We start from the raw sequence: 19,234 nt of genomic DNA on the forward strand, positions 1-19,234 counted from the left end.
TTTTCCTTATTACTGATACACTTTGTCGCAGCTTTTCAATTGCGTCTGTCGCATTTGTTTGCCATCCTTTTGCTATCTTCTATTACGGAAAAGACACGTGTTAAAAAAACTCATTCCTGTTATTTCATTAAGTCTATTATTTGGCTGTGTCCAACAAAATGATTTGGCCCAGCAATATTTGGATGGCGAATTTCCTCAAGTTTTAAATAAAGTGGATGTGGTTGAGTCGAACAAACCCCGCGACTTTACAGAGTTTAATAAGCAAGCTGAACAGGTTGTGACTAAGTCACCAAGAATGGCAAAAATGTATCAGCCTTTGTATGAGAAGTTGAGTGAATGGGCATTGCAAAGCGGTGATACCAGTGCGTTAAGTGCATACGGCATTCAAGCTGCCCAACTCGGTGGCGGTGATAAAAAAGGTAATGTTCTATTTACTGGTTATTTTTCACCAGTGATGGAGTTGCGTCATGAAGCCAATGAGACGTACAAGTATCCGGTTTATGGTATGCCGAATTGCAGTGCAGATTGCCCAACCCGTGCAGAAATCTATAGTGGCGCGCTAGACGGTCAAGGCTTGGTACTTGGTTATGCTCCAAATCGAATTGATCCTTTCATGATGGAAGTTCAAGGTAGCGGTTTTGTTCACTTTGAAGATGACGATACTTTGGAGTACTTTGCTTACGCAGGTAAAAACAATAAAGCTTACGTCAGCATTGGTCGAATTCTGATTGAACGTGGTGAAGTACCACGTGAAAAAATGTCGTTAAAAGCGATTAAAGAATGGGTAATTGCCAACGATGAAGCAACGGTGCGTGAGCTATTAGAGCAAAATCCGTCTTATGTGTTCTTTGCGCCGCAAGCGGATGCGCCGGTAACCGGTTCAGCAGGTATTCCACTATTGCCAATGGCATCGGTCGCGGGCGATCGCTCAATTCTACCGATGGGTACGCCAATTCTTGCAGAAGTCCCGTTATTGAATGTTGATGGGACATGGAGTGGGGCGCACCAACTTCGTCTTCTTATTGTGTTAGACACGGGCGGAGCGGTAAAGCAAAACCATTTAGACCTCTACCATGGTATGGGGCCACGTGCGGGCACAGAAGCGGGACATTACAAGCACTTTGGCCGTGTGTGGAAGCTAGGCTTAGAAAACACCCCAACGCAAGCACCTTGGGCTTTACCACCAGAAAAGTTACAATAAATTCCTAGTGAGAGAATCCACTCTCCTTATCTAGACATTTCCTCAAAGAGTGCGTATAAATCGCACTCTTTGTTTTTCTATCGATCATCTGGAACTTCAATATGCGTGAACTCGATACTCCGGCCTCTGACAGCTATAACCAACGTTTTGGTGGCACTCGTCGTCTCTACGGTAACAGCGAAGTAGACATTCTTCGCGCAGCACACGTGTGTGTGATTGGCATTGGTGGTGTGGGTTCATGGGCTGTTGAAGCACTTGCTCGTACTGGTATTGGTGAACTGACGCTTATCGATATGGATGACGTGTGTGTAACGAACATTAACCGTCAAATCCATGCGATGACAGGTACGGTTGGTCAAAGCAAAATCGAAGTGATGGCAGAACGCGTTAAGCTGATTAACCCAGAATGTAAGGTGAATCTAATTGATGATTTCATTACGCCAGATAACCAGCATGAATATTTGAGCAAAGATTTCGATTACGTGTTGGATGCGATCGACAGTGTGAAAGCAAAAGCATCGCTATTGGCTTACTGCCGCAGTAATAAGATCAAGGTGATCACCACAGGTGGTGCCGGAGGTCAAACCGATCCAACCCAAATTATGGTGGCGGATCTGACCAAGACTATCCAAGACCCACTGGCGAAGAAGATCAAAGACACCTTGCGCCGTCATCATAACTTCCCGAAAAATCCTGCACGTAAGTTTGGCATCGATTGTGTGTTCTCTACGGAACAATTGAAGTACCCACAAGCGGATGGTTCCGTGTGTGGCGTGAAATCGACAGCAGAAGGTCCAAAACGCATGGACTGTGCGAGTGGTTTTGGCGCAGCTACTGTCGTGACAGCAACGTTCGGTTTTGTTGCGGTATCACGCATCGTTGAAAAGTTGATTCAAAAGTACAAGAAGTAATTCAGAGAAGAGAGCGCGTCATGACTGACTTTCCTGCATCGCCATTTGGCATTGATATCACCAGTGAAGACATTGTTGCAACTATGCAGCGATTTAAAGGTTGGGAAGACCGTTATCGCCAAGTGATTCAGTGGGGTAAAAAGCTGCCTCCAATGCCAGAAGAACTTAAATCAGAGCAAGTCACCGTGTCTGGTTGTGAAAGCTTAGTGTGGCTAGTCAGCAAAGAACAAGATGGGGTATGGCACTTCTGCGCTGATTCTGATGCGCGAATCGTTCGTGGTTTAATTGCATTAGTGATGGCGGCTTACGATGGTAAAACTGCAGCGCAAATTCAAGCGTTTGATATTGATGTTTACTTTGAAAAGCTTGGTTTAATCGCTCACCTTAGTCCATCGCGCGGTAACGGTTTAAAAGCGATTGTTGAGCAGATCAAAACACAAGCTCAATAAGAAAAGGGATGATTTAAAGATCCTAGGTTGATAGGGCCTAGGATCCTAGGAAAGTACGTTGGGAGCTTTGTGCGTTTCGTTGACTATTGAGAGATGTATGGAATACGGAGCGCTTTGCTTCTCGATAACAGAAAAAATACTTTCGCAATAACGTCCTTCCAGCGAGCCTTAGCGAGACTAGGAATCTAGCTCCCACACGCAATTTAGCCTCGATTCATCACCTTTGTGTCCTCAAATTCGACCCGCAGATTCTGAATCACGTTCGTTCCTCACTGTTCAGAATGACAGCTGTGTTTTCCAACTAAAAAGACTACGTAATCCAAGATATTAGGCCCTAGGAACCTAGGACCTACTTTTAAACCTAGTACCTATCTTTAAACCGAAGACCTGCCAGTTTCCTAAAGCATATCGACCGCTTTCTCGACCGCTGCAATCAGCCTCTCAACATCTTCTAACGTATTGTAGATACCAAAAGAAACGCGCACCGTGCCTTTGACGTTAAGTGCATCCATCAGAGGGTGAGCACAGTGATGCCCGGCGCGAACGGCGATGCCTTGTTGATCGAGCAGCGTGGCAATGTCTTGGTGGTGAACGCCATCCATTACAAACGTCAGCACTGAAGCGTTAGGCTGGTAACCAAGAATTTGGATATCATCTAACTGGCGCAGCGCTTGGTAAGCTTTGTCTTGCAGAGCATGCAGATGCGCCTCAACTGCCGCTTGGTCGAAGCTTTGATACCAGTCGATGGCTTTCGCTAGGGCAATCGCACCTGCGACATTCGGTGTACCCGCTTCAAACTTACCCGGTAAGGCAGAGAAGGTCGTTTTCTCAAATGAGACTCTCTCAACCATTTTACCGCCGCCGTGCCATGGTGGCATCGCTTCTAAAAGTTCAAGTTTGCCATACAGCACGCCGATACCAGCGGGAGCGTAAAGTTTGTGACCAGAGAATACGTAAAAATCGACATCTAATTCAGCCAAATTAAGTGGCTCGTGTACGATGCCTTGCGCACCATCGACAACCACAACCGCACCTACTTTATGGGCTAAAGCAATGATTTTCTCGACAGGTTGACGAGTGCCGGTCACATTTGTAATTTGCGCACAAGCGACGATCTTACAACGCTCCGATAATAGTGTCTCAAACGCGTCGATGTCGAACTGGCAACTCGATGTCATCGGAACCTTAATGATCGTTGCTCCCGTCTGTTCTGCAACAATCTGCCAAGGTACGATGTTTGCGTGGTGTTCCATCTCACTGATCAGGATTTCATCACCCGCTTGGAGTGTACTTCGGGCGTAAGTTTGCGCGATTAAGTTCAGCGCTTCTGTTGCACCGCGAGTCCAAATGATTTCTTTTGAGTTGGTTGCCCCAATAAACGCTGCTACGGTCTCACGAGCGGCCTCAAATTGGCTGGTGGCATTCGCGGTTAGGCTATGACTGCCGCGATGCACATTGGCGTTTTGTGCGCTGTAATAACGGCTGATGACATCAATCACGCATTGTGGCTTTTGAGTCGTCGCTGCGCTATCGAGATACACCAAAGGAACGTGGTTTACTTCTTGATTAAGGGCTGGGAACTGCGCGCGTACGGCATTGATATCAAACATTATTCATCACCAAGTTCGTGATAATGAAGAGTAGGAAGAGTGACCATAGGCTCAGCCACGGTCCACGCATGCTCTTTACCGGAAAGCTTAATGATGATCTCCATTGCAAACTCGAGCGCAGTACCTGGCCCCTGACTGGTGAGCAAGTTGTGATTTATATCCATAGTGACGCGTTTTGCACGCCATTTATCTTTAGGGATATGGGATTGAAAGCTAGGGTGGCAAGTCATTAACGCTTCTGGATAAAGATCATGATGTTGCAGTACTACAGCGGGCGCTGCGCAAATCGCTGCAACGAGCTTACCCTCGTACATGTGCTGTCTAATGATTTCTATCATAATGGTGCTATCACGGAATGTCTCAGCGCCACCGACACCGCCAGAGAGAACAATGGCATCAAACTCGTCATCAGCAATATCAACCAATTTACAATCGGCCGTTAAGGTGACACCACGCGAGGCTTTCATTGTCAGCGCGCCATCGAAATCGGCACTTGCGACCGTTACGTCATAGCCAGCACGAACCATAATATCGATAACGGTCACGGCTTCCATTTCTTCCGTACCTGGTGCAATAGGAACTAAGATCTTTTTGTTCATTGTTCTGTCCAGCTTTGTTCAATTTGTTTGAGGCATTGATAGAGTTTGGCATTCTCTGGTGTATTTATTTGATGCTTTTTGGCCACTTGCAATAAATAGCCGGTAATAAAGTCGATCTCGGTACGACGCTTATGAAAAACGTCTTGCCTCATAGAAGAGTAGTTTGCTGCCGTCGCGTTAACCACATGCATAATGGTGCGATGCAACGTGTCAAAATCCGTGACGATCGCTTCTTTATTCATCACCTCAACCAATTCGTGAGTGATGGCTTCTAATAAAGATGAATATTGTTCTGCGGCAAGTTCACCATTTTTACATTGATGAATGGCGGTCAGCGGGTTAATAGCGCAATTGATTGCGAGTTTCGTCCATAAGGCGGAATGGATATTTGGATTCCAATTCACGCTTGGTAGGGCGTGATTCATGACATCTTGCAAGAACTTACACTTTGCTCCCTTAGGATTAAATCCACCGACTTGTGTGTATCCATGACCAGTGTGCAATACTTGCTGCTTGGTTGGCTTGTAGGCGCCATGCGTTGTCGTCGCAATCACAATCGGATTGTCGCTTAACTTCGACTCTAACCATTCTGCGGTGCCCATGCCATTATGCATTAGCATTACGATGGTATCTGCGTTGATGTGTGGCAAAAGAGGTTCAATTGCGGATTCAACTTGCCAAGCTTTTACCGTGATTAAAATCAAGTCAGCCTCTTGTACAGAGGAAATGCGTTGATTGGAATAGGTGATAAGCGGAGCATCATCCAGTTGAAGCGACAACTCGCTCTCTGAAGTACGCCCCCACAATGACACTTGGTGTCCAGCTCGCTGAAATTTTGTTGCCCAAAGAGAACCAACTGCTCCAGGGCCAAGGATGAGAATATTCACCAAACGCTCTCAATAAAAAGGTTTGCTGCAAGGATAATGAGGGAAAAAAGGAAAGCAAATAAAAATGGCGCCACGAGGCGCCATTTTTTAGGGAAACTTATTGGTTCAATTAGAACTTGTAAGTTGCAGCTACGTAGTGAGCAACACCTGATGTTTTACCTGCAACGCCGCCGTCTGCTAGGCCATATACATCATTGTATAGTTTCAAGCCGTAACCAAGAGCGAAACGATCATTGTGCCAGTATAGACCGTTGTACATTGCGCCACCATTAGATGAGTTAATCTGCGTGCCGCCTGCAACTTCAGGAAGGTATGTTTTCTCGATACCAAATTCATAATCTAGGTAACCTTGGTAAGAGATGAATGAACCGTTTTCAAAGAAGAAGAAAGGTTTGAACCAGTTTAGAGATAGTTGGTAACCGTTCCAATCTTTCGCGTTCATGTCATATTTTGCGTATGCATTCACACCAACTTTACCAAACCAAGGCACCATTACATCAGATCCGATACCTGTGTAGATATTGTATGTAGGCTTATCCGCTTTCATCACGTTGCCCTTGTCATCTACCATTGGTTTACCGTCTTTCATGTAAGTGTATTCACCACCACCATTGATAACGATTTGGTTAGCAAAGTACAACTCTTGAACAGGACCGAAAGATAGGTCTTTACCAGTTAGGCCATCTAAAGACATACGAGGGTTAATTTTTGCAAAAATGCGGTCAGAACCACTCTTGTCGCTACCATCGTTATTTAAAACGTTAAAAAAGTCGATGTAACCGTATAGGTCGAAGATACCAGAGCGACCACCAAATTCCATCTCAATGTAATCGTGAGATGATTCACCAGGTAGCTCGTCAAACGCACCCATTACGTTAAATTGGAACCATTTGTAATCGTTTTTGTGGGTATCGCCGTCAGAGTAATCTGCCGCCATAACTGGAGCTGATGTAGCCGCTAGTAGGCTAAGAGCTAAAAGTGATTTACGCATAAGGGGACTCTCTATGTTTGTAATGATTCAGAACACGCAATCTTCGCTGCGCTTTCCAATTGGCGGGAATAATAGCGATAAAAATCTCAAATGAAAGTGATAAACGGTGCAAAAATAAAGATTTTTGGTGATGCACGTCACGAAACTAATTAATCCCATGGAACTTTTCGGTTGTTGCATTGATTTGCACCAATTATGTGACTTGTGTCGTTTGCGCAAGCGTTTTTATGATTTTTTAAGCCACTCGATTAACCAACAGAAACAGTTAGTGATCTGATTTGTGTCCTCTCCGTAACACTCTATGAATCAAAGAGGACGTTTGAATGAATGAAGTCATGTTATTTCCACTCACTTCGGTTGTGTTGCCTGAGGGCAAGATGAACTTACGCATTTTTGAGCCGAGATATAAAAGAATGGTGAAAGAATGCAGCATCCAAAATAAGGGCTTTGGAGTTTGTCTTGTTGGAAACTCAGAAAACTCGAAAGCAGTGGGAAATGTTTCTTCAATCGGTACTTTGGTCACTATCGTAGATTTTGAAATACTTAGTGATGGTCTTCTTGGCATTACAGTCGTTGGAGAAAAACGTTTTTCTGTAAAACGTGTGAGAGCCGATTCGGATGGTTTGCGCCATGCCGATGTGGAGTGGTTAGAAAATTGGGAGGGACCTATTTCTGCTCCTCCTTTTACCGATCTCAGTCAGCAACTTGCACGTATTTACACACGTTTTCCTCAACTTGGTGGCCTCTACCAGCATCGATTTTTTGATGATGTGTCATGGGTTACGCAGCGTTGGTTAGAAATTCTACCACTCGACAGCGCGCTGTTTGAAAAGTTAGTTGGTGCGCATGATTGTTTGCCTGCACTGCAATTCCTGAACGATGCCATAGAAACCCCACACCAAAGAGAGACTTGGATATGAATGGATTGACAAAACTCACTGTGACGTTGTTGGCCGCACTGGGCTTAACGGCTTGTAACTCAGATAGCGACACAGACACTATAGACTTTACGAGCTTGCAAGCAGTGCACGCCTCTGCCGATGCCCCTTTAGCGAATGTATGGATTAATGATGAGGCCGCGTTAGAGGGCGTTGATTATGGCGTTGGGTCAGGGTACGTCTCTCTTCGAGAGGGTATGAATTCGGTACAAGTTGACGTGCAATTACCGGGTGGTGAAACAACCACTGTTATTCCAAAAACGACACTTGAACTAGATTCCGATCTTAAATACACCGCGTTTGTTGTTGGCTCTGCGGTTGATGGTTCTTCAACACCAGTGGAACCATTGATTGTCACTCGAAGCGATGATGCGATGGCCGATCCAAATAGTCTAGACGTTCAAGTCGTACATGCGGCTGCGGGCGTTCCTGAGGTGAATGTGTTCGTTACTGAGCCAGGGGCCGATTTAATGACAGCGTCTCCTGTCGCTACTCTTGATTACAAAGGCTTTACCGATGTCATCAATATTCCTAATGGCGACTACCAGATTAGATTGGCATTATCGACAGACACAACTAATACTCCAGTGTTTGATTCCGGTCCGGTGAGCTTAACGGCCAATAGTGAGTTAACCGTTGCCGCAATAAATAAAGGTGGCTCGGTGTCTGAATCTCCAGTGAAGCTACTCGTACTTGATGGAACAGGATCTTCAACCATTTTAAGCGTAGGCGATAGCTTTGGGGCGAGAGATGGTGTTGGTTTATCTGAGCTGAGAGTCGGGCATTTAGTGGATGAAGCACCAAACGTTGATGTATTGCTCGACGGCAATACCGTGTTGTCTGATGTGATGTTTAAGGATATCTCTGATTATCTTCCCGTCGACGCTATGTCATACAACGCAAGTGTGGTTGCTGACGGCGTTGCAGATCCAATTATTGATGCTGAAGTCACCCTTGAATCAGGGAAAACTTACAGCGTTTATGCGGTCGGTATGGTTTCACCGTCTATTGCTATAGAGCCTCTCGTCGTAACCGATGTACGACGCGCTGTTGCAACGAGTGCTATCTTAAATGTAACGCATGCTGCATCGAATCCGGCAGCGGCGAGTGTTGATGTGTATCTCACTACGACGCAAGATATTTCTGAAAGTGATCCAGCGATAGCGGATTTTGCGTATAAGCAAAGTGTGCAGAATATTTACGTTGCGGCAGGTGATTACTATGTCACCGTGACGGCACCTGGCGATAAAACGCCGGTTATTGGGCCAGCGATGCTTCCCCCACTAGAAGATGGCATGATTTATCAAGCGATAGCGATAGATGATAACGGTGGATTCGGTTTGTTGGTGAAGTGAGCCTAATCATAAATATGGGCGTTGCTCGTTGAAAATAATCGAACTTGGATGAAAAGGGAGGAGGACTCTCCTCCCAAACTTTAAGGCTGAAGAATATGAATGAAAGCCCGCAAAAATTAGGGCGAAGCGACTGGAATGCTTATATGAATAAAGTAAAAGCACGAGACAAAGACGCTTTTGCTTTCGTATTCCGTTTTTATGCGCCTAAGTTGAAACAATTTGCCTATAAGCATGTGGGCAATGAACAGGTTGCTTTAGAGATGGTTCAAGAGACAATGGCAACTGTCTGGCAAAAAGCTCACCTTTATGATGGAGAGAAAAGCGCACTATCGACATGGATATACACCATCATTCGTAATCAGTGCTTTGATTTGCTGAGAAAGCAGAAAGGTAAAGATTTACATATCCACTCTGATGATATTTGGCCATCGGAATACTACCCGCCGGATCTCGTGGACCACTACTCTCCCGAGCAAGATATGCTAAAAGAGCAAGTGGTTAAGTTTTTGGATATCTTGCCTAAAAACCAGAGAGATGTACTACGGGCAGTGTATCTAGAGGAAATGCCCCATCAGCAAGTCGCGGAGCTGTTCGATATTCCTCTTGGCACCGTTAAATCGCGCTTGAGATTAGCGGTAGAAAAACTAAGGCATTCGATGCATACGGAGCAACTATGAACAAACACCCAGATAACAATTTGTTAGAGGCCTATGCTTCAGGAAGTATTGATGCAGTTTCTGGTTTAGTGGTCGCAACCCATTTGGAAACCTGTCCCCACTGTCGTGCACGTGTCAATCAAATAGAAGCATCACAAGGCCGTGATGTCGCCAATGATATTCCGGCTGACTATGACCCTACTTTTGACTATATGCTTAGCGATATCATCAATTCAGAGCCAACCCGTGATGATATTATTATCAGAGAAGTCGCTTCGGTAAGCGTTGCAGGTAAAACTTTTCAACTTCCTAAAACGTTGAGTCGGTATACTGACTTAGTCGGAGATTGGAAGAGTTACGGCGGGAAAGTATTCAGTGCTCAATTGGATTTCGGAGAAGAGGCAAGGGTAAACTTGATGTACATTAATCAAGATGTGCAGATACCTCAACATACACACAAAGGCCTCGAATCTACGCTAGTGTTGCACGGTGGTTTCAGTGATGAAGATGGCCATTATGAAAAAGGTGATCTTTTAGTTAGAGATGCTTCTGTCAAGCACAGCCCATTCACGAAATCGGGTGAAGATTGTTTGTGCCTGACCGTGCTGACTGAGCCGATGATATTCACGCAAGGTGTCGCGAGAATCTTCAATTTGTTCGGTAAAGGGATGTACCCATAAGTGCGACGTTAGTGTGAAACAAACGCTTTTGATTTCCTCCATGTAAAAAACCACCGTTAAGCCGGTGGTTTTTTGATGCTGGTGACGAAATGGTTTTTCGCAAGCGGCGAGTTCTTTACAAACCGATAGTTCTTTATGAATAGATAGCTGTTTTTGATCAAATAGCAACTTATGCTCAGTGCTTGTGTCTCGCTTTCTCTAGTAAGTCAGTGAAGTAATGCCTTAATGAATACAGCATGACAAGGCTTGGTATAACCATTAACGCGGTCAAAATAAAGAAAGCCGTCCAGTTGTCTAAATAGTCCACTAATTCGCCACTAAATGAAGCAAGGGTAGTACGCCCGAAGTTACCTAACGATGCAAGCAAAGCATACTGTGTTGCCGAAAAAGCTTGCCCGGTTAATATGGTTAGGAACGAAACAAATGCGACGGTAGAGAATGCTGTTGTAAAGTTATCGACAATAATCGTTGCTAAGAACAGGTGTTCATTTGGGCCGACTTTGGCGATCCAAGCAAACATCAGGTTGCTAGCTGCCATGGCAATGCCACCGATCATTAAACCGCGAACGATGCCAAATTTAACATTGAACATGCTGCCAACCAGCGTGAAGAGCATTGTTGCGCCCCAACCGATCAATTTGGAGTAGTGGCCAATCTGCTCATTGCTAAAGCCAATATCTTTATAGAATGCAATCGACATTCTTCCCAAAAAGGCCTCGCCAATCTTAAATAGAAACACGAATAGCAGTAGGGTGATGGCAACCCGAACGCCGTTTCGGTTAAAGAAATCTAGGAAAGGTTCAACAACCGTTACGGTAAACCAGGCAGCGATTTTAGAACCTACTACTTCTTCATGGCGTTGTTCGGCTTGATGCTGAAGTTGTTCTCGTTGGGTTTTTGGCTCACCAACCAACAGCGTAAAAATCATAAGCAATACAACGACCATTGCCATGCCATAGTAAACGCCATTCCAGCCAATACTATCGGCGTTAATGAATGCCAAATAGCCAGGAAGAGAATAGCCAGTCCACCAACCAATAACGGCCATGGCTGATGCTTGGGGCAGCTTTGATTCTTCAGATTTTGGGAAAGTATCAATACGGAAAGCGTCAATAGCAATATCTTGAGTGGCTGACGCGGTAGCGATACAAAGCGCAAGAAGTGATGCAAAGATCAAGTTCTCTGCCGGATTCACGCCTGCAATAAATATGGTCGCAATAAGGACGATGCTCTGGCAAAGAAAAATCCAGCTGCGGCGTTGGCCCAATAAGCGGTATAGCAAGGGCAATTTTACGCGGTCAACTAAAGGTGCCCACATAAAGTTAATGGCATAGACAGCAAATACGCTACCAAAGTAACCAATCGCAGAGAGAGTTAGGCCCGAATCTTTTAACCAACCGGACATATTCGAGCCAATCAATACCCACGGGAAACCGCTTGAACAGCCCAGCATGAAAACCCAAAGTAGGCGTTTATCAAGGTAACTTTTTACCGTTTCCAACCAAGTGATGGAGGGTAGAGAAGACATAAATCAATCCGTTAACATAGAGCGGCTAAAAAGAGAAAGCCCCTCGAATTTTCAAAGGGCTTTTGGGGTATGTTTACTTCAGCAATGTTGCCTTGGTAATCACAATTTGTTTTTCTGGGACATCTTGCATACGACCAAAAGATGTCGTTGGTTGTTTAGCCATTTTTTCAATGACATCAAACCCTTCAACAACATGACCAAATACGGCGTAACCTGGTGGGCGAGCACCGTAATTTAAGAAGTCATTATCGGTTAAGTTCACAAAAAACTGTCGCGTAGCGGAATCAGGTGCATTGGTACGCGCCATTGCAATGGTTGCGCGGTCGTTATTTAAACCGTTATTGCCCTCATTTTTGATAGGTGCGTAGGTTTTAACCATTTGCATGTCTTGATTAAAGCCACCGCCTTGAGCCATAAAGCCAGGGATAACACGATGAAAAATAGTCCCTTCATAGCTACCATCTTCTACATATTTTAGGAAGTTAGAGACAGTGATCGGTGCTTTTTCTTGGTTTAGCTCAACGGTAAAATTGCCCAATGTCGTTTCAAATGCGACTTTTGGCCCGGCAAATACGCTACAGCTAAGTAGTGCCAAAGATAGAATCGCTTTACGTAACATTAGAATCGCTCCTGCATGTACTGACGTAACTCAGCGTCGTTTGCTATCTCTTTAAGCGTAAGCGCAACGACATCATTCAACGTTTGCTCGATGTCCGCGTCAGAAGCGCTTAGTGTGCCAGAACGTTTTGCCGTACCAGTGAAAGTTTTTACGAGTTTCCCTTGAGGTGTCTCTGCTGTAATTTCTAGCACGACCTTGGCATCCATTTCATTCTCCATAACAGAGTGTTTAACGTTTACCAATGCTTCTTGTACTTCAAGTTCGATACTGTTGTCGCTGTTTAAGTCAGAATGAAAGCCTTGTGAAGACAATTGTTTTTCAAGTGCTTCTTCTAATGAGATTCGCAAGTTCTGCTTCGCATGGAGAGGCAGAATGTTTGAACGGCCGTTATCCACGAGCGCAACGTATTGTGCTGCACGAACATCTTTACTCGTTAGGCTGTAAGTTTTGCCTTGAACAATAGGATTTGTACTAAGTGTTGTTTCTGGCATTAGATTCAGTTGTGGCTGCTGAGGCGCTGAACATGCAGCAAGCAGAGCAACCGAAGCGGCGAGTACCAGTTTTTTCATTTTGTTATTTCCTTTTCAACATGTTGCTAGGGCAAGTTGGTTCAACTAGTGACCATCATGACATTGATGCTGATGGCTTCACTAAAAATATGTTCATACCCTGAAATCAGGGGGTTATAGTGCTGCGCTTAATTTAGCAGGATTTTTTACAGCCTGTAAAATGACAAACTTATTGTTTGAAGCGATTAATTTCACGTTTTTATCGCCGAATAGGCGCTTCAATTTTGCATCATAGCCGAGGTGGCGATTACCGATGACAAGTAATTTACCTTGACGGTTTAGGGTTTGTTTAGCATCACAAAACATTTGCCATGCAATGTGGTCAGTAATGGCTTGTTGCTGATGAAATGGTGGGTTGCACATAATTAGGTCAGCACTATCGGGTTTGAAATCATCCAAACAGTTATTAGCAATACACTGAAAATCAATATCACTGCCTAAGTTATCCGTCAGGTTTTGTTTTGCTGATTCTACCGCCATGAAACTTTCATCAATACAAGTAAGACGTGCATTTGGATTGAGCTGGCCCACTTTTACCGATAGAACGCCATTCCCACAACCTAGATCAATGATGTGCTTGATGGTTGGATCTTTTGGTAAGTGTTGCAGCATAAAGCGTGCTCCTAAATCCAAGCTTTCACCAGAATAAACATTTGGCAGGTTCTTGAGTTGAATGTTTTCGCCATCCACATCCCAGACTGTCATCGGGTCGACATCAATGATTGGTTTGCTATTGGCATTGGAAAACACTAAACGATGTTTTTTCCACGCAAGCGATGTCTTGGTTTCACCTAGGTACTTCTCAAACAGTTTGAGTGTTGAGGTGTGAATCTCTTTCGCTTTATTGACTGCGATAATTGGGCAAGACGCTGGTAGTGACTTACGTAATTGGCTCAACAACCAAACGAGGTGACGATTGCTTTTCGGTAATTGCAGCAAAACAATATCGGTATTGGCAGGAATGTCGTCCATGGTGGTGAGAAAGCCGACATGGTTGCAGTGATTTAACTCTAAATTCTTTTGTGCGCCTTTATGTGAGATAAATGAATCACTCACAAACGTGACGTTATGTCTTTGGGAAAACCAGCAAGCAAGCGCGCCAAAGTTATCATTAATAACAACGATGTTTTGATTGTCAGGCAGTGCAAGCTCTTCGACATGATTGATGAGATATTCATCACCCGCGTCCCACGCTTGAAGAGTTTCGTTTGAGCGTTTTGGAAAGCGGTGAAGCTCTAGGCTTCTATCGTGAAGATTCAGTTCGGTTTTCATAGATAAACGTTGGTTAAGTTAAAAACGAGAGACGATTGTCGCAAATGATGCGTTCTCAAGATACAAAAAGCTGTCAAATTTCCTGATTTTGGCTTGCTTTTTGTTTGTAGGGACGGTGACAGGTGTAAAGTAATGCCAGTTCTAAGATTTAATTTGCAAAACTAGAGTATATACTTACCGGATTGGTATTGATGAGGACGAAATATGATCCAAGAAATCATAGAAAAGAAACTGCATGGTGAGTTGCAACCTGATTATCTCAAGGTGATTAATGAAAGCTACATGCACAACGTACCGCCTGGTTCAGAGAGCCATTTTAAGGTGATTGTTGTGAGTGATGCGTTCGCTGGATTGCGTTTGATTGGCCGTCATCGTCAAGTACACCAAGTGCTTGCTGATGAGTTAGACAATCACATTCACGCACTGGCGATTCATACATATACCCCTGATGAATGGAAGCTTGAGCAAGATGGTGCGCCAGATAGCCCAATGTGCATGGGTGGTGGACGTTAAGTTCGATTAAAACAACGACTTGAAAAGATGGCCTCGGTCATCTTTTTTTGCTTTGCAATGTTCGAAACGTATAACGAGAACTTTATAAAAATCATTAACAGCGTTTCAACAAATGAATAGAAATTAATGCATATTTCAAACCATGAATAAGTGATTCTGGATGGTACAAAAGAGGGGCTGACATTTGTGCGATGGCTCAAACTTATGACTATTCTTTAACCTTTTAACGCGGTTTGGAGCGAAATAAAAGCACTATTACTGTTATTGGTCATGGCATCAAGTTCCGAAAAAATGCTAGACTACGGCACCTGATAGATCTGTCCAAATTACTGTGACAAGATTTTTAATAGGATGTTGCGATTTTGGCGTTTAAAACATCGCCAGAACCGGACACTGATGTCGTGTCTAAAAGTTACGCAATCAAAAGAATCTTTTTCCCGATAAAAGTAGTGCAAGTGCGTATGATTACAATAAAGAAGGGCTTGGATCTTCCTATCGCAGGAACTCCATCCCAGGTGATTAATGATGGTAAGACCATCAAAAAAGTCGCCTTGCTTGGCGAAGAGTACGTTGGCATGCGTCCTACCATGCATGTCCGCGTTGGTGATGAAGTGAAAAAAGCGCAAGTTCTTTTTGAAGACAAAAAGAACCCTGGCGTGAAGTTCACTGCACCAGCAGCCGGTAAAGTGATCGAAGTTAACCGTGGCGCTAAGCGTGTACTTCAATCTGTAGTGATTGAAGTGGCAGGCGAAGAGCAGGTGACATTTGATAAGTTCGAAGCAAGTCAACTAGCTGGTCTAGATCGCGAAGTGATCAAGACTCAACTGGTTGAATCTGGCCTTTGGACCGCTTTCCGTACTCGTCCGTTCAGCAAGGTTCCAGCAATCGATTCTGCTACAAAGGCTATCTTTGTAACTGCGATGGATACGAATCCACTCGCAGCTCAGCCTGAGTTGATCATTAATGAACAACAAGAAGCATTCGTTGCAGGTCTAGACATTCTTTCAGCCCTGACAGAAGACAAGGTTTACGTATGTAAATCTGGCACGAGCTTGCCACGTTCTTCTCAGTCTAACGTAGAAGAACACGTCTTCGATGGCCCTCACCCAGCAGGTCTTGCTGGCACACACATGCATTTCCTATACCCAGTGAATGCACAAAACGTGGCTTGGAGCATCAATTACCAAGACGTTATCGCGTTAGGTAAGCTATTCCTAACTGGCGAGCTATGCACAGACCGTGTTGTTTCTCTAGCTGGTCCAGTTGTCAACAACCCACGTTTAGTTCGTACTGTTTTAGGTGCTTCGTTAGAAGACCTAACTGACAGCGAATTGATGCCTGGTGAAGTTCGTGTGATCTCTGGCTCGGTACTGTCTGGTACTCAAGCATCTGGTCCACATGCTTACCTTGGTCGTTACCATCAACAGGTTTCTGTGTTGCGCGAAGGTCGTGACAAAGAACTGTTTGGTTGGGCTGTACCTGGTAAAAACAAATTTTCGATTACAAAATCTTTCCTTGGTCACGTTTTCAAAGGTCAGTTGTTCAATATGACAACATCGACTAACGGTAGTGACCGTGCAATGGTTCCAATTGGCAACTACGAGCGTGTAATGCCACTAGATATGGAACCAACATTGCTACTTCGTGATCTATGTGCAGGTGATACTGACAGTGCGCAAGCACTTGGTGCACTTGAACTGGATGAAGAAGATCTAGCATTGTGTACCTTTGTATGTCCTGGTAAATACGAGTACGGTCTGCTACTTCGTGAATGCCTAGATACCATTGTGAAGGAAGGGTAATCCATGCTTAAGAAATTCATAGAGGATATCGAGCATCATTTTGAACCAGGTGGTAAACATGAAAAGTGGTTTGCTCTGTACGAAGCAGCAGCAACACTATTCTATACGCCAGGTCTAGTAACAAAACGTAGCTCGCACGTCCGTGATAGCGTTGATTTAAAACGTATCATGATCATGGTTTGGTTCGCGGTATTCCCAGCAATGTTTTGGGGTATGTACAACGCGGGTGGCCAAGCGATTGCAGCACTTAACCACATGTACGCTGGTGAGCAACTAGCGACAGTTATCTCAGGTAACTGGCACTACTGGCTAACAGAAATGCTTGGCGGCACCATCGGTGCTGAATCGGGCGTTGGCAGTAAGATGCTGTTAGGTGCGACTTACTTCCTACCTATCTACGCAACGGTATTTATCGTTGGTGGTTTCTGGGAAGTGCTTTTCTGTATGGTGCGTAAGCATGAAGTTAACGAAGGTTTCTTTGTAACTTCTATTCTATTCGCGCTTATCGTTCCACCAACGCTACCTCTATGGCAAGCGGCACTAGGTATCACATTTGGTGTTGTTGTTGCTAAAGAGATCTTCGGTGGTACAGGTCGTAACTTCCTTAACCCTGCACTTGCAGGTCGTGCGTTCCTATTCTTTGCTTACCCAGCTCAAATCTCGGGTGACTTAGTATGGACAGCGGCTGATGGCTTCTCTGGTGCTACAGCACTTAGCCAATGGGCTCAAGGTGGTAATGGTGCGCTGATCAATAACATCACTGGCGCGCATATCACTTGGATGGATGCTTTCATCGGTAACATCCCTGGTTCAATTGGTGAAGTATCGACTCTGGCTCTAATGATCGGTGCGGCGATGATCGTTTACATGCGAATCGCTTCATGGCGCATTATTGCGGGTGTAATGATCGGTATGATTGCAGTGTCGACGTTGTTCAACGTAATCGGCTCTGACACCAACCCAATGTTCAACATGCCATGGCACTGGCACCTAGTTCTAGGTGGTTTTGCGTTCGGTATGTTCTTCATGGCAACGGACCCAGTATCAGCTTCATTCACCAACGGTGGTAAGTGGTGGTACGGTATCCTAATCGGTGCAATGTGTGTGATGATCCGTGTAGTTAACCCAGCTTACCCAGAGGGTATGATGCTGGCGATTCTATTCGCGAACTTATTCGCACCTCTGTTCGACCATGTGGTTATCGAGAAGAACATCAAGCGGAGACTAGCACGCTATGGCAAGTAATAACGACAGCATTAAAAAGACGCTGGGTGTTGTTATCGGGTTGAGCCTTGTTTGTTCAATCATCGTATCAACAGCAGCAGTAGGTCTGCGTGATAAGCAAAAAGCTAACGCTGTACTAGATAAACAATCGAAGATTGTAGAAGTTGCTGGCATTGACACAGACGGTAAAAACGTACCTGAGCTATTTGCTGAGTACATTGAACCTCGTCTAGTTGATCTCAAAACAGGTGACTTTGTAGAGAAAGCTGAAGATGGTTCTACGGCAGCGAACTACGATCAACGAAAAGCAGCGAAAGATCCAGCTGAGTCTATCAAGCTAACGGCTGAAGAAGACAAAGCTAAGATCCTACGTCGTGCTAACACAGGTATCGTTTACCTAGTGAAAAGCGGTGATGAAGTATCTAAAGTTATCATTCCTGTTCACGGAACAGGTCTTTGGTCAATGATGTACGCATTCGTTGCGGTTGAAACTGACGGTAACACTATTTCTGGTATTACTTACTACGAGCAAGGTGAAACTCCTGGACTTGGCGGTGAAGTAGAGAACCCAGCATGGCGTGCTCAATTCGTTGGTAAGAAACTGTTTGATGAAAACCACAAACCAGCAATCAAGATTGTTAAAGGTGGTGCTCCAGCAGGTTCTGAACACGGCGTTGATGGCCTATCTGGTGCGACACTAACTGGTAACGGTGTTCAAGGTACATTCGACTTCTGGTTAGGTGACATGGGCTACGGTCCTTTCCTAGCAAAAGTTCGTGATGGAGGTCTGAACTAATGTCTAGCGCACAAAACATTAAAAAGAGCATCATGGCGCCGGTGTTGGATAACAACCCAATTGCGCTACAGGTTCTTGGTGTATGTTCTGCTCTTGCAGTAACAACTAAACTAGAAACAGCATTTGTAATGACACTAGCGGTAACATTTGTAACTGCACTGTCGAACTTCTCTGTTTCTTTAATCCGTAACCACATTCCTAACAGTGTGCGAATCATCGTTCAGATGGCAATCATCGCATCGCTAGTAATCGTGGTAGACCAAGTGCTTAAAGCATACTTATACGATATCTCTAAACAGCTATCGGTATTCGTAGGTCTGATCATTACGAACTGTATCGTAATGGGTCGTGCTGAAGCATTCGCGATGAAATCTGCGCCAATCCCATCTCTAATCGATGGTATCGGTAACGGTCTTGGTTACGGCTTCGTTCTTATCACTGTTGGTTTCTTCCGTGAGCTATTTGGCTCAGGCAAACTATTTGGCCTAGAAGTACTACCTCTAGTGAGCAATGGTGGTTGGTACCAGCCAAACGGCCTGATGCTACTTGCACCATCAGCATTCTTCTTAATCGGTTTCATGATCTGGGCTATCCGCATTATCAGACCTGAACAAATCGAAGCGAAGGAGTAAGG

20 protein-coding genes are annotated in these 19,234 nt (G+C 44.6%); 12 read left to right on the forward strand and 8 right to left on the reverse strand.

Features of this window, described 5'->3' with window-relative positions:
* Positions 1-97: 97 nt before the first annotated feature.
* From mltA to csdE, 3 genes are all read left to right on the forward strand, one after another.
* Positions 98-1,201 (forward strand): murein transglycosylase A, encoded by a 1,104-nt coding sequence (gene mltA, locus KHN78_RS11330; protein ID WP_211916103.1) that lies wholly within the window; start codon positions 98-100, stop codon positions 1,199-1,201.
* 101 nt (positions 1,202-1,302) lie between these two features.
* Positions 1,303-2,112 carry a tRNA cyclic N6-threonylcarbamoyladenosine(37) synthase TcdA gene (gene tcdA / locus KHN78_RS11335; protein ID WP_211916104.1) on the forward strand — a complete coding sequence of 270 codons (810 nt, stop codon included), beginning with the start codon at positions 1,303-1,305 and terminating at the stop codon, positions 2,110-2,112.
* A gap of 20 nt (positions 2,113-2,132) precedes the next feature.
* Complete coding sequence (gene csdE, locus KHN78_RS11340) at positions 2,133-2,561, forward strand: cysteine desulfurase sulfur acceptor subunit CsdE (RefSeq protein WP_211916105.1); 429 nt, start codon at positions 2,133-2,135, stop codon at positions 2,559-2,561.
* 398 nt (positions 2,562-2,959) lie between these two features.
* On the opposite strand, the gene csdA is transcribed toward csdE, so the two are convergent.
* The 4 genes from csdA to KHN78_RS11360 form a co-directional block, all read right to left on the reverse strand.
* Entirely contained in the window at positions 2,960-4,171 is a 1,212-nt protein-coding gene (gene csdA / locus KHN78_RS11345; protein ID WP_211916106.1) for a cysteine desulfurase CsdA, read from the reverse strand.
* Complete coding sequence (locus tag KHN78_RS11350; protein WP_211916107.1) at positions 4,171-4,770, reverse strand: DJ-1 family glyoxalase III; 600 nt, start codon at positions 4,768-4,770, stop codon at positions 4,171-4,173. Before KHN78_RS11350 ends, csdA begins: the two co-directional genes overlap by 1 nt.
* Entirely contained in the window at positions 4,767-5,657 is an 891-nt protein-coding gene (gene panE, locus KHN78_RS11355; RefSeq protein ID WP_211916108.1) for a 2-dehydropantoate 2-reductase, read from the reverse strand. Before panE ends, KHN78_RS11350 begins: the two co-directional genes overlap by 4 nt.
* A 109-nt stretch (positions 5,658-5,766) precedes the next feature.
* Positions 5,767-6,648, reverse strand: a complete 882-nt coding sequence (locus KHN78_RS11360; protein WP_211916109.1) for an outer membrane protein OmpK — start codon at positions 6,646-6,648, stop codon at positions 5,767-5,769.
* Positions 6,649-6,971: 323 nt separating this feature from the next.
* Here KHN78_RS11360 and KHN78_RS11365 point away from each other — a divergent pair, with 323 nt between their 5' ends.
* The 4 genes from KHN78_RS11365 to KHN78_RS11380 all read left to right on the forward strand — a co-directional run bounded on the left by KHN78_RS11365 (position 6,972) and on the right by KHN78_RS11380 (position 10,277).
* Positions 6,972-7,568: an LON peptidase substrate-binding domain-containing protein gene (locus KHN78_RS11365; protein WP_128810341.1), complete on the forward strand. Its 597-nt coding sequence runs from the start codon at positions 6,972-6,974 to the stop codon at positions 7,566-7,568.
* Entirely contained in the window at positions 7,565-8,941 is a 1,377-nt protein-coding gene (locus tag KHN78_RS11370) for a DUF4397 domain-containing protein (protein ID WP_211916110.1), read from the forward strand. Before KHN78_RS11365 ends, KHN78_RS11370 begins: the two co-directional genes overlap by 4 nt.
* 95 nt (positions 8,942-9,036) lie before the next feature.
* Positions 9,037-9,618, forward strand: coding sequence for an RNA polymerase sigma factor (locus KHN78_RS11375; RefSeq protein WP_128810343.1), 582 nt, complete (start codon positions 9,037-9,039; stop codon positions 9,616-9,618).
* Complete coding sequence (locus KHN78_RS11380) at positions 9,615-10,277, forward strand: ChrR family anti-sigma-E factor (RefSeq protein WP_211916111.1); 663 nt, start codon at positions 9,615-9,617, stop codon at positions 10,275-10,277. The genes KHN78_RS11375 and KHN78_RS11380 overlap by 4 nt, the downstream gene beginning before the upstream one ends.
* A 175-nt stretch (positions 10,278-10,452) precedes the next feature.
* Here the strand turns inward: KHN78_RS11380 and KHN78_RS11385 are convergent, their stop codons facing one another.
* From KHN78_RS11385 to KHN78_RS11400, 4 genes are all read right to left on the reverse strand, one after another.
* Positions 10,453-11,805, reverse strand: coding sequence for an AmpG family muropeptide MFS transporter (locus tag KHN78_RS11385; protein ID WP_211916112.1), 1,353 nt, complete (start codon positions 11,803-11,805; stop codon positions 10,453-10,455).
* 73 nt (positions 11,806-11,878) lie between these two features.
* On the reverse strand, positions 11,879-12,424 hold the full coding sequence (locus KHN78_RS11390) for a peptidylprolyl isomerase (protein ID WP_211916113.1): 546 nt from the start codon (positions 12,422-12,424) through the stop codon (positions 11,879-11,881).
* Entirely contained in the window at positions 12,424-12,993 is a 570-nt protein-coding gene (locus tag KHN78_RS11395) for a YajG family lipoprotein (protein WP_211916114.1), read from the reverse strand. The genes KHN78_RS11390 and KHN78_RS11395 overlap by 1 nt, the downstream gene beginning before the upstream one ends.
* A 114-nt stretch (positions 12,994-13,107) precedes the next feature.
* Positions 13,108-14,265 carry a methyltransferase gene (locus KHN78_RS11400; RefSeq protein WP_211916115.1) on the reverse strand — a complete coding sequence of 386 codons (1,158 nt, stop codon included), beginning with the start codon at positions 14,263-14,265 and terminating at the stop codon, positions 13,108-13,110.
* Positions 14,266-14,469: 204 nt separating this feature from the next.
* Here KHN78_RS11400 and KHN78_RS11405 point away from each other — a divergent pair, with 204 nt between their 5' ends.
* The 5 genes from KHN78_RS11405 to KHN78_RS11425 all read left to right on the forward strand — a co-directional run bounded on the left by KHN78_RS11405 (position 14,470) and on the right by KHN78_RS11425 (position 19,232).
* Positions 14,470-14,778: a BolA/IbaG family iron-sulfur metabolism protein gene (locus KHN78_RS11405; RefSeq protein ID WP_211916116.1), complete on the forward strand. Its 309-nt coding sequence runs from the start codon at positions 14,470-14,472 to the stop codon at positions 14,776-14,778.
* Positions 14,779-15,239: 461 nt separating this feature from the next.
* The gene (locus KHN78_RS11410; RefSeq protein ID WP_211916117.1) at positions 15,240-16,580 is read left to right on the forward strand and encodes a Na(+)-translocating NADH-quinone reductase subunit A; all 1,341 of its coding nucleotides are present in this window, start codon (positions 15,240-15,242) and stop codon (positions 16,578-16,580) included.
* A 3-nt stretch (positions 16,581-16,583) separates the two neighbouring features.
* Positions 16,584-17,825 (forward strand): NADH:ubiquinone reductase (Na(+)-transporting) subunit B, encoded by a 1,242-nt coding sequence (locus KHN78_RS11415; protein ID WP_211916118.1) that lies wholly within the window; start codon positions 16,584-16,586, stop codon positions 17,823-17,825.
* Positions 17,815-18,600, forward strand: a complete 786-nt coding sequence (locus tag KHN78_RS11420; protein ID WP_211916119.1) for a Na(+)-translocating NADH-quinone reductase subunit C — start codon at positions 17,815-17,817, stop codon at positions 18,598-18,600. The genes KHN78_RS11415 and KHN78_RS11420 overlap by 11 nt, the downstream gene beginning before the upstream one ends.
* Positions 18,600-19,232: an NADH:ubiquinone reductase (Na(+)-transporting) subunit D gene (locus KHN78_RS11425; protein ID WP_005436651.1), complete on the forward strand. Its 633-nt coding sequence runs from the start codon at positions 18,600-18,602 to the stop codon at positions 19,230-19,232. The genes KHN78_RS11420 and KHN78_RS11425 overlap by 1 nt, the downstream gene beginning before the upstream one ends.
* The last annotated feature ends 2 nt before the right edge of the window (positions 19,233-19,234 follow it).

Origin of the sequence: Vibrio sp. B1REV9 (assembly GCF_905175395.2) — a bacterium.
GTDB lineage: Bacteria > Pseudomonadota > Gammaproteobacteria > Enterobacterales > Vibrionaceae > Vibrio > Vibrio alfacsensis.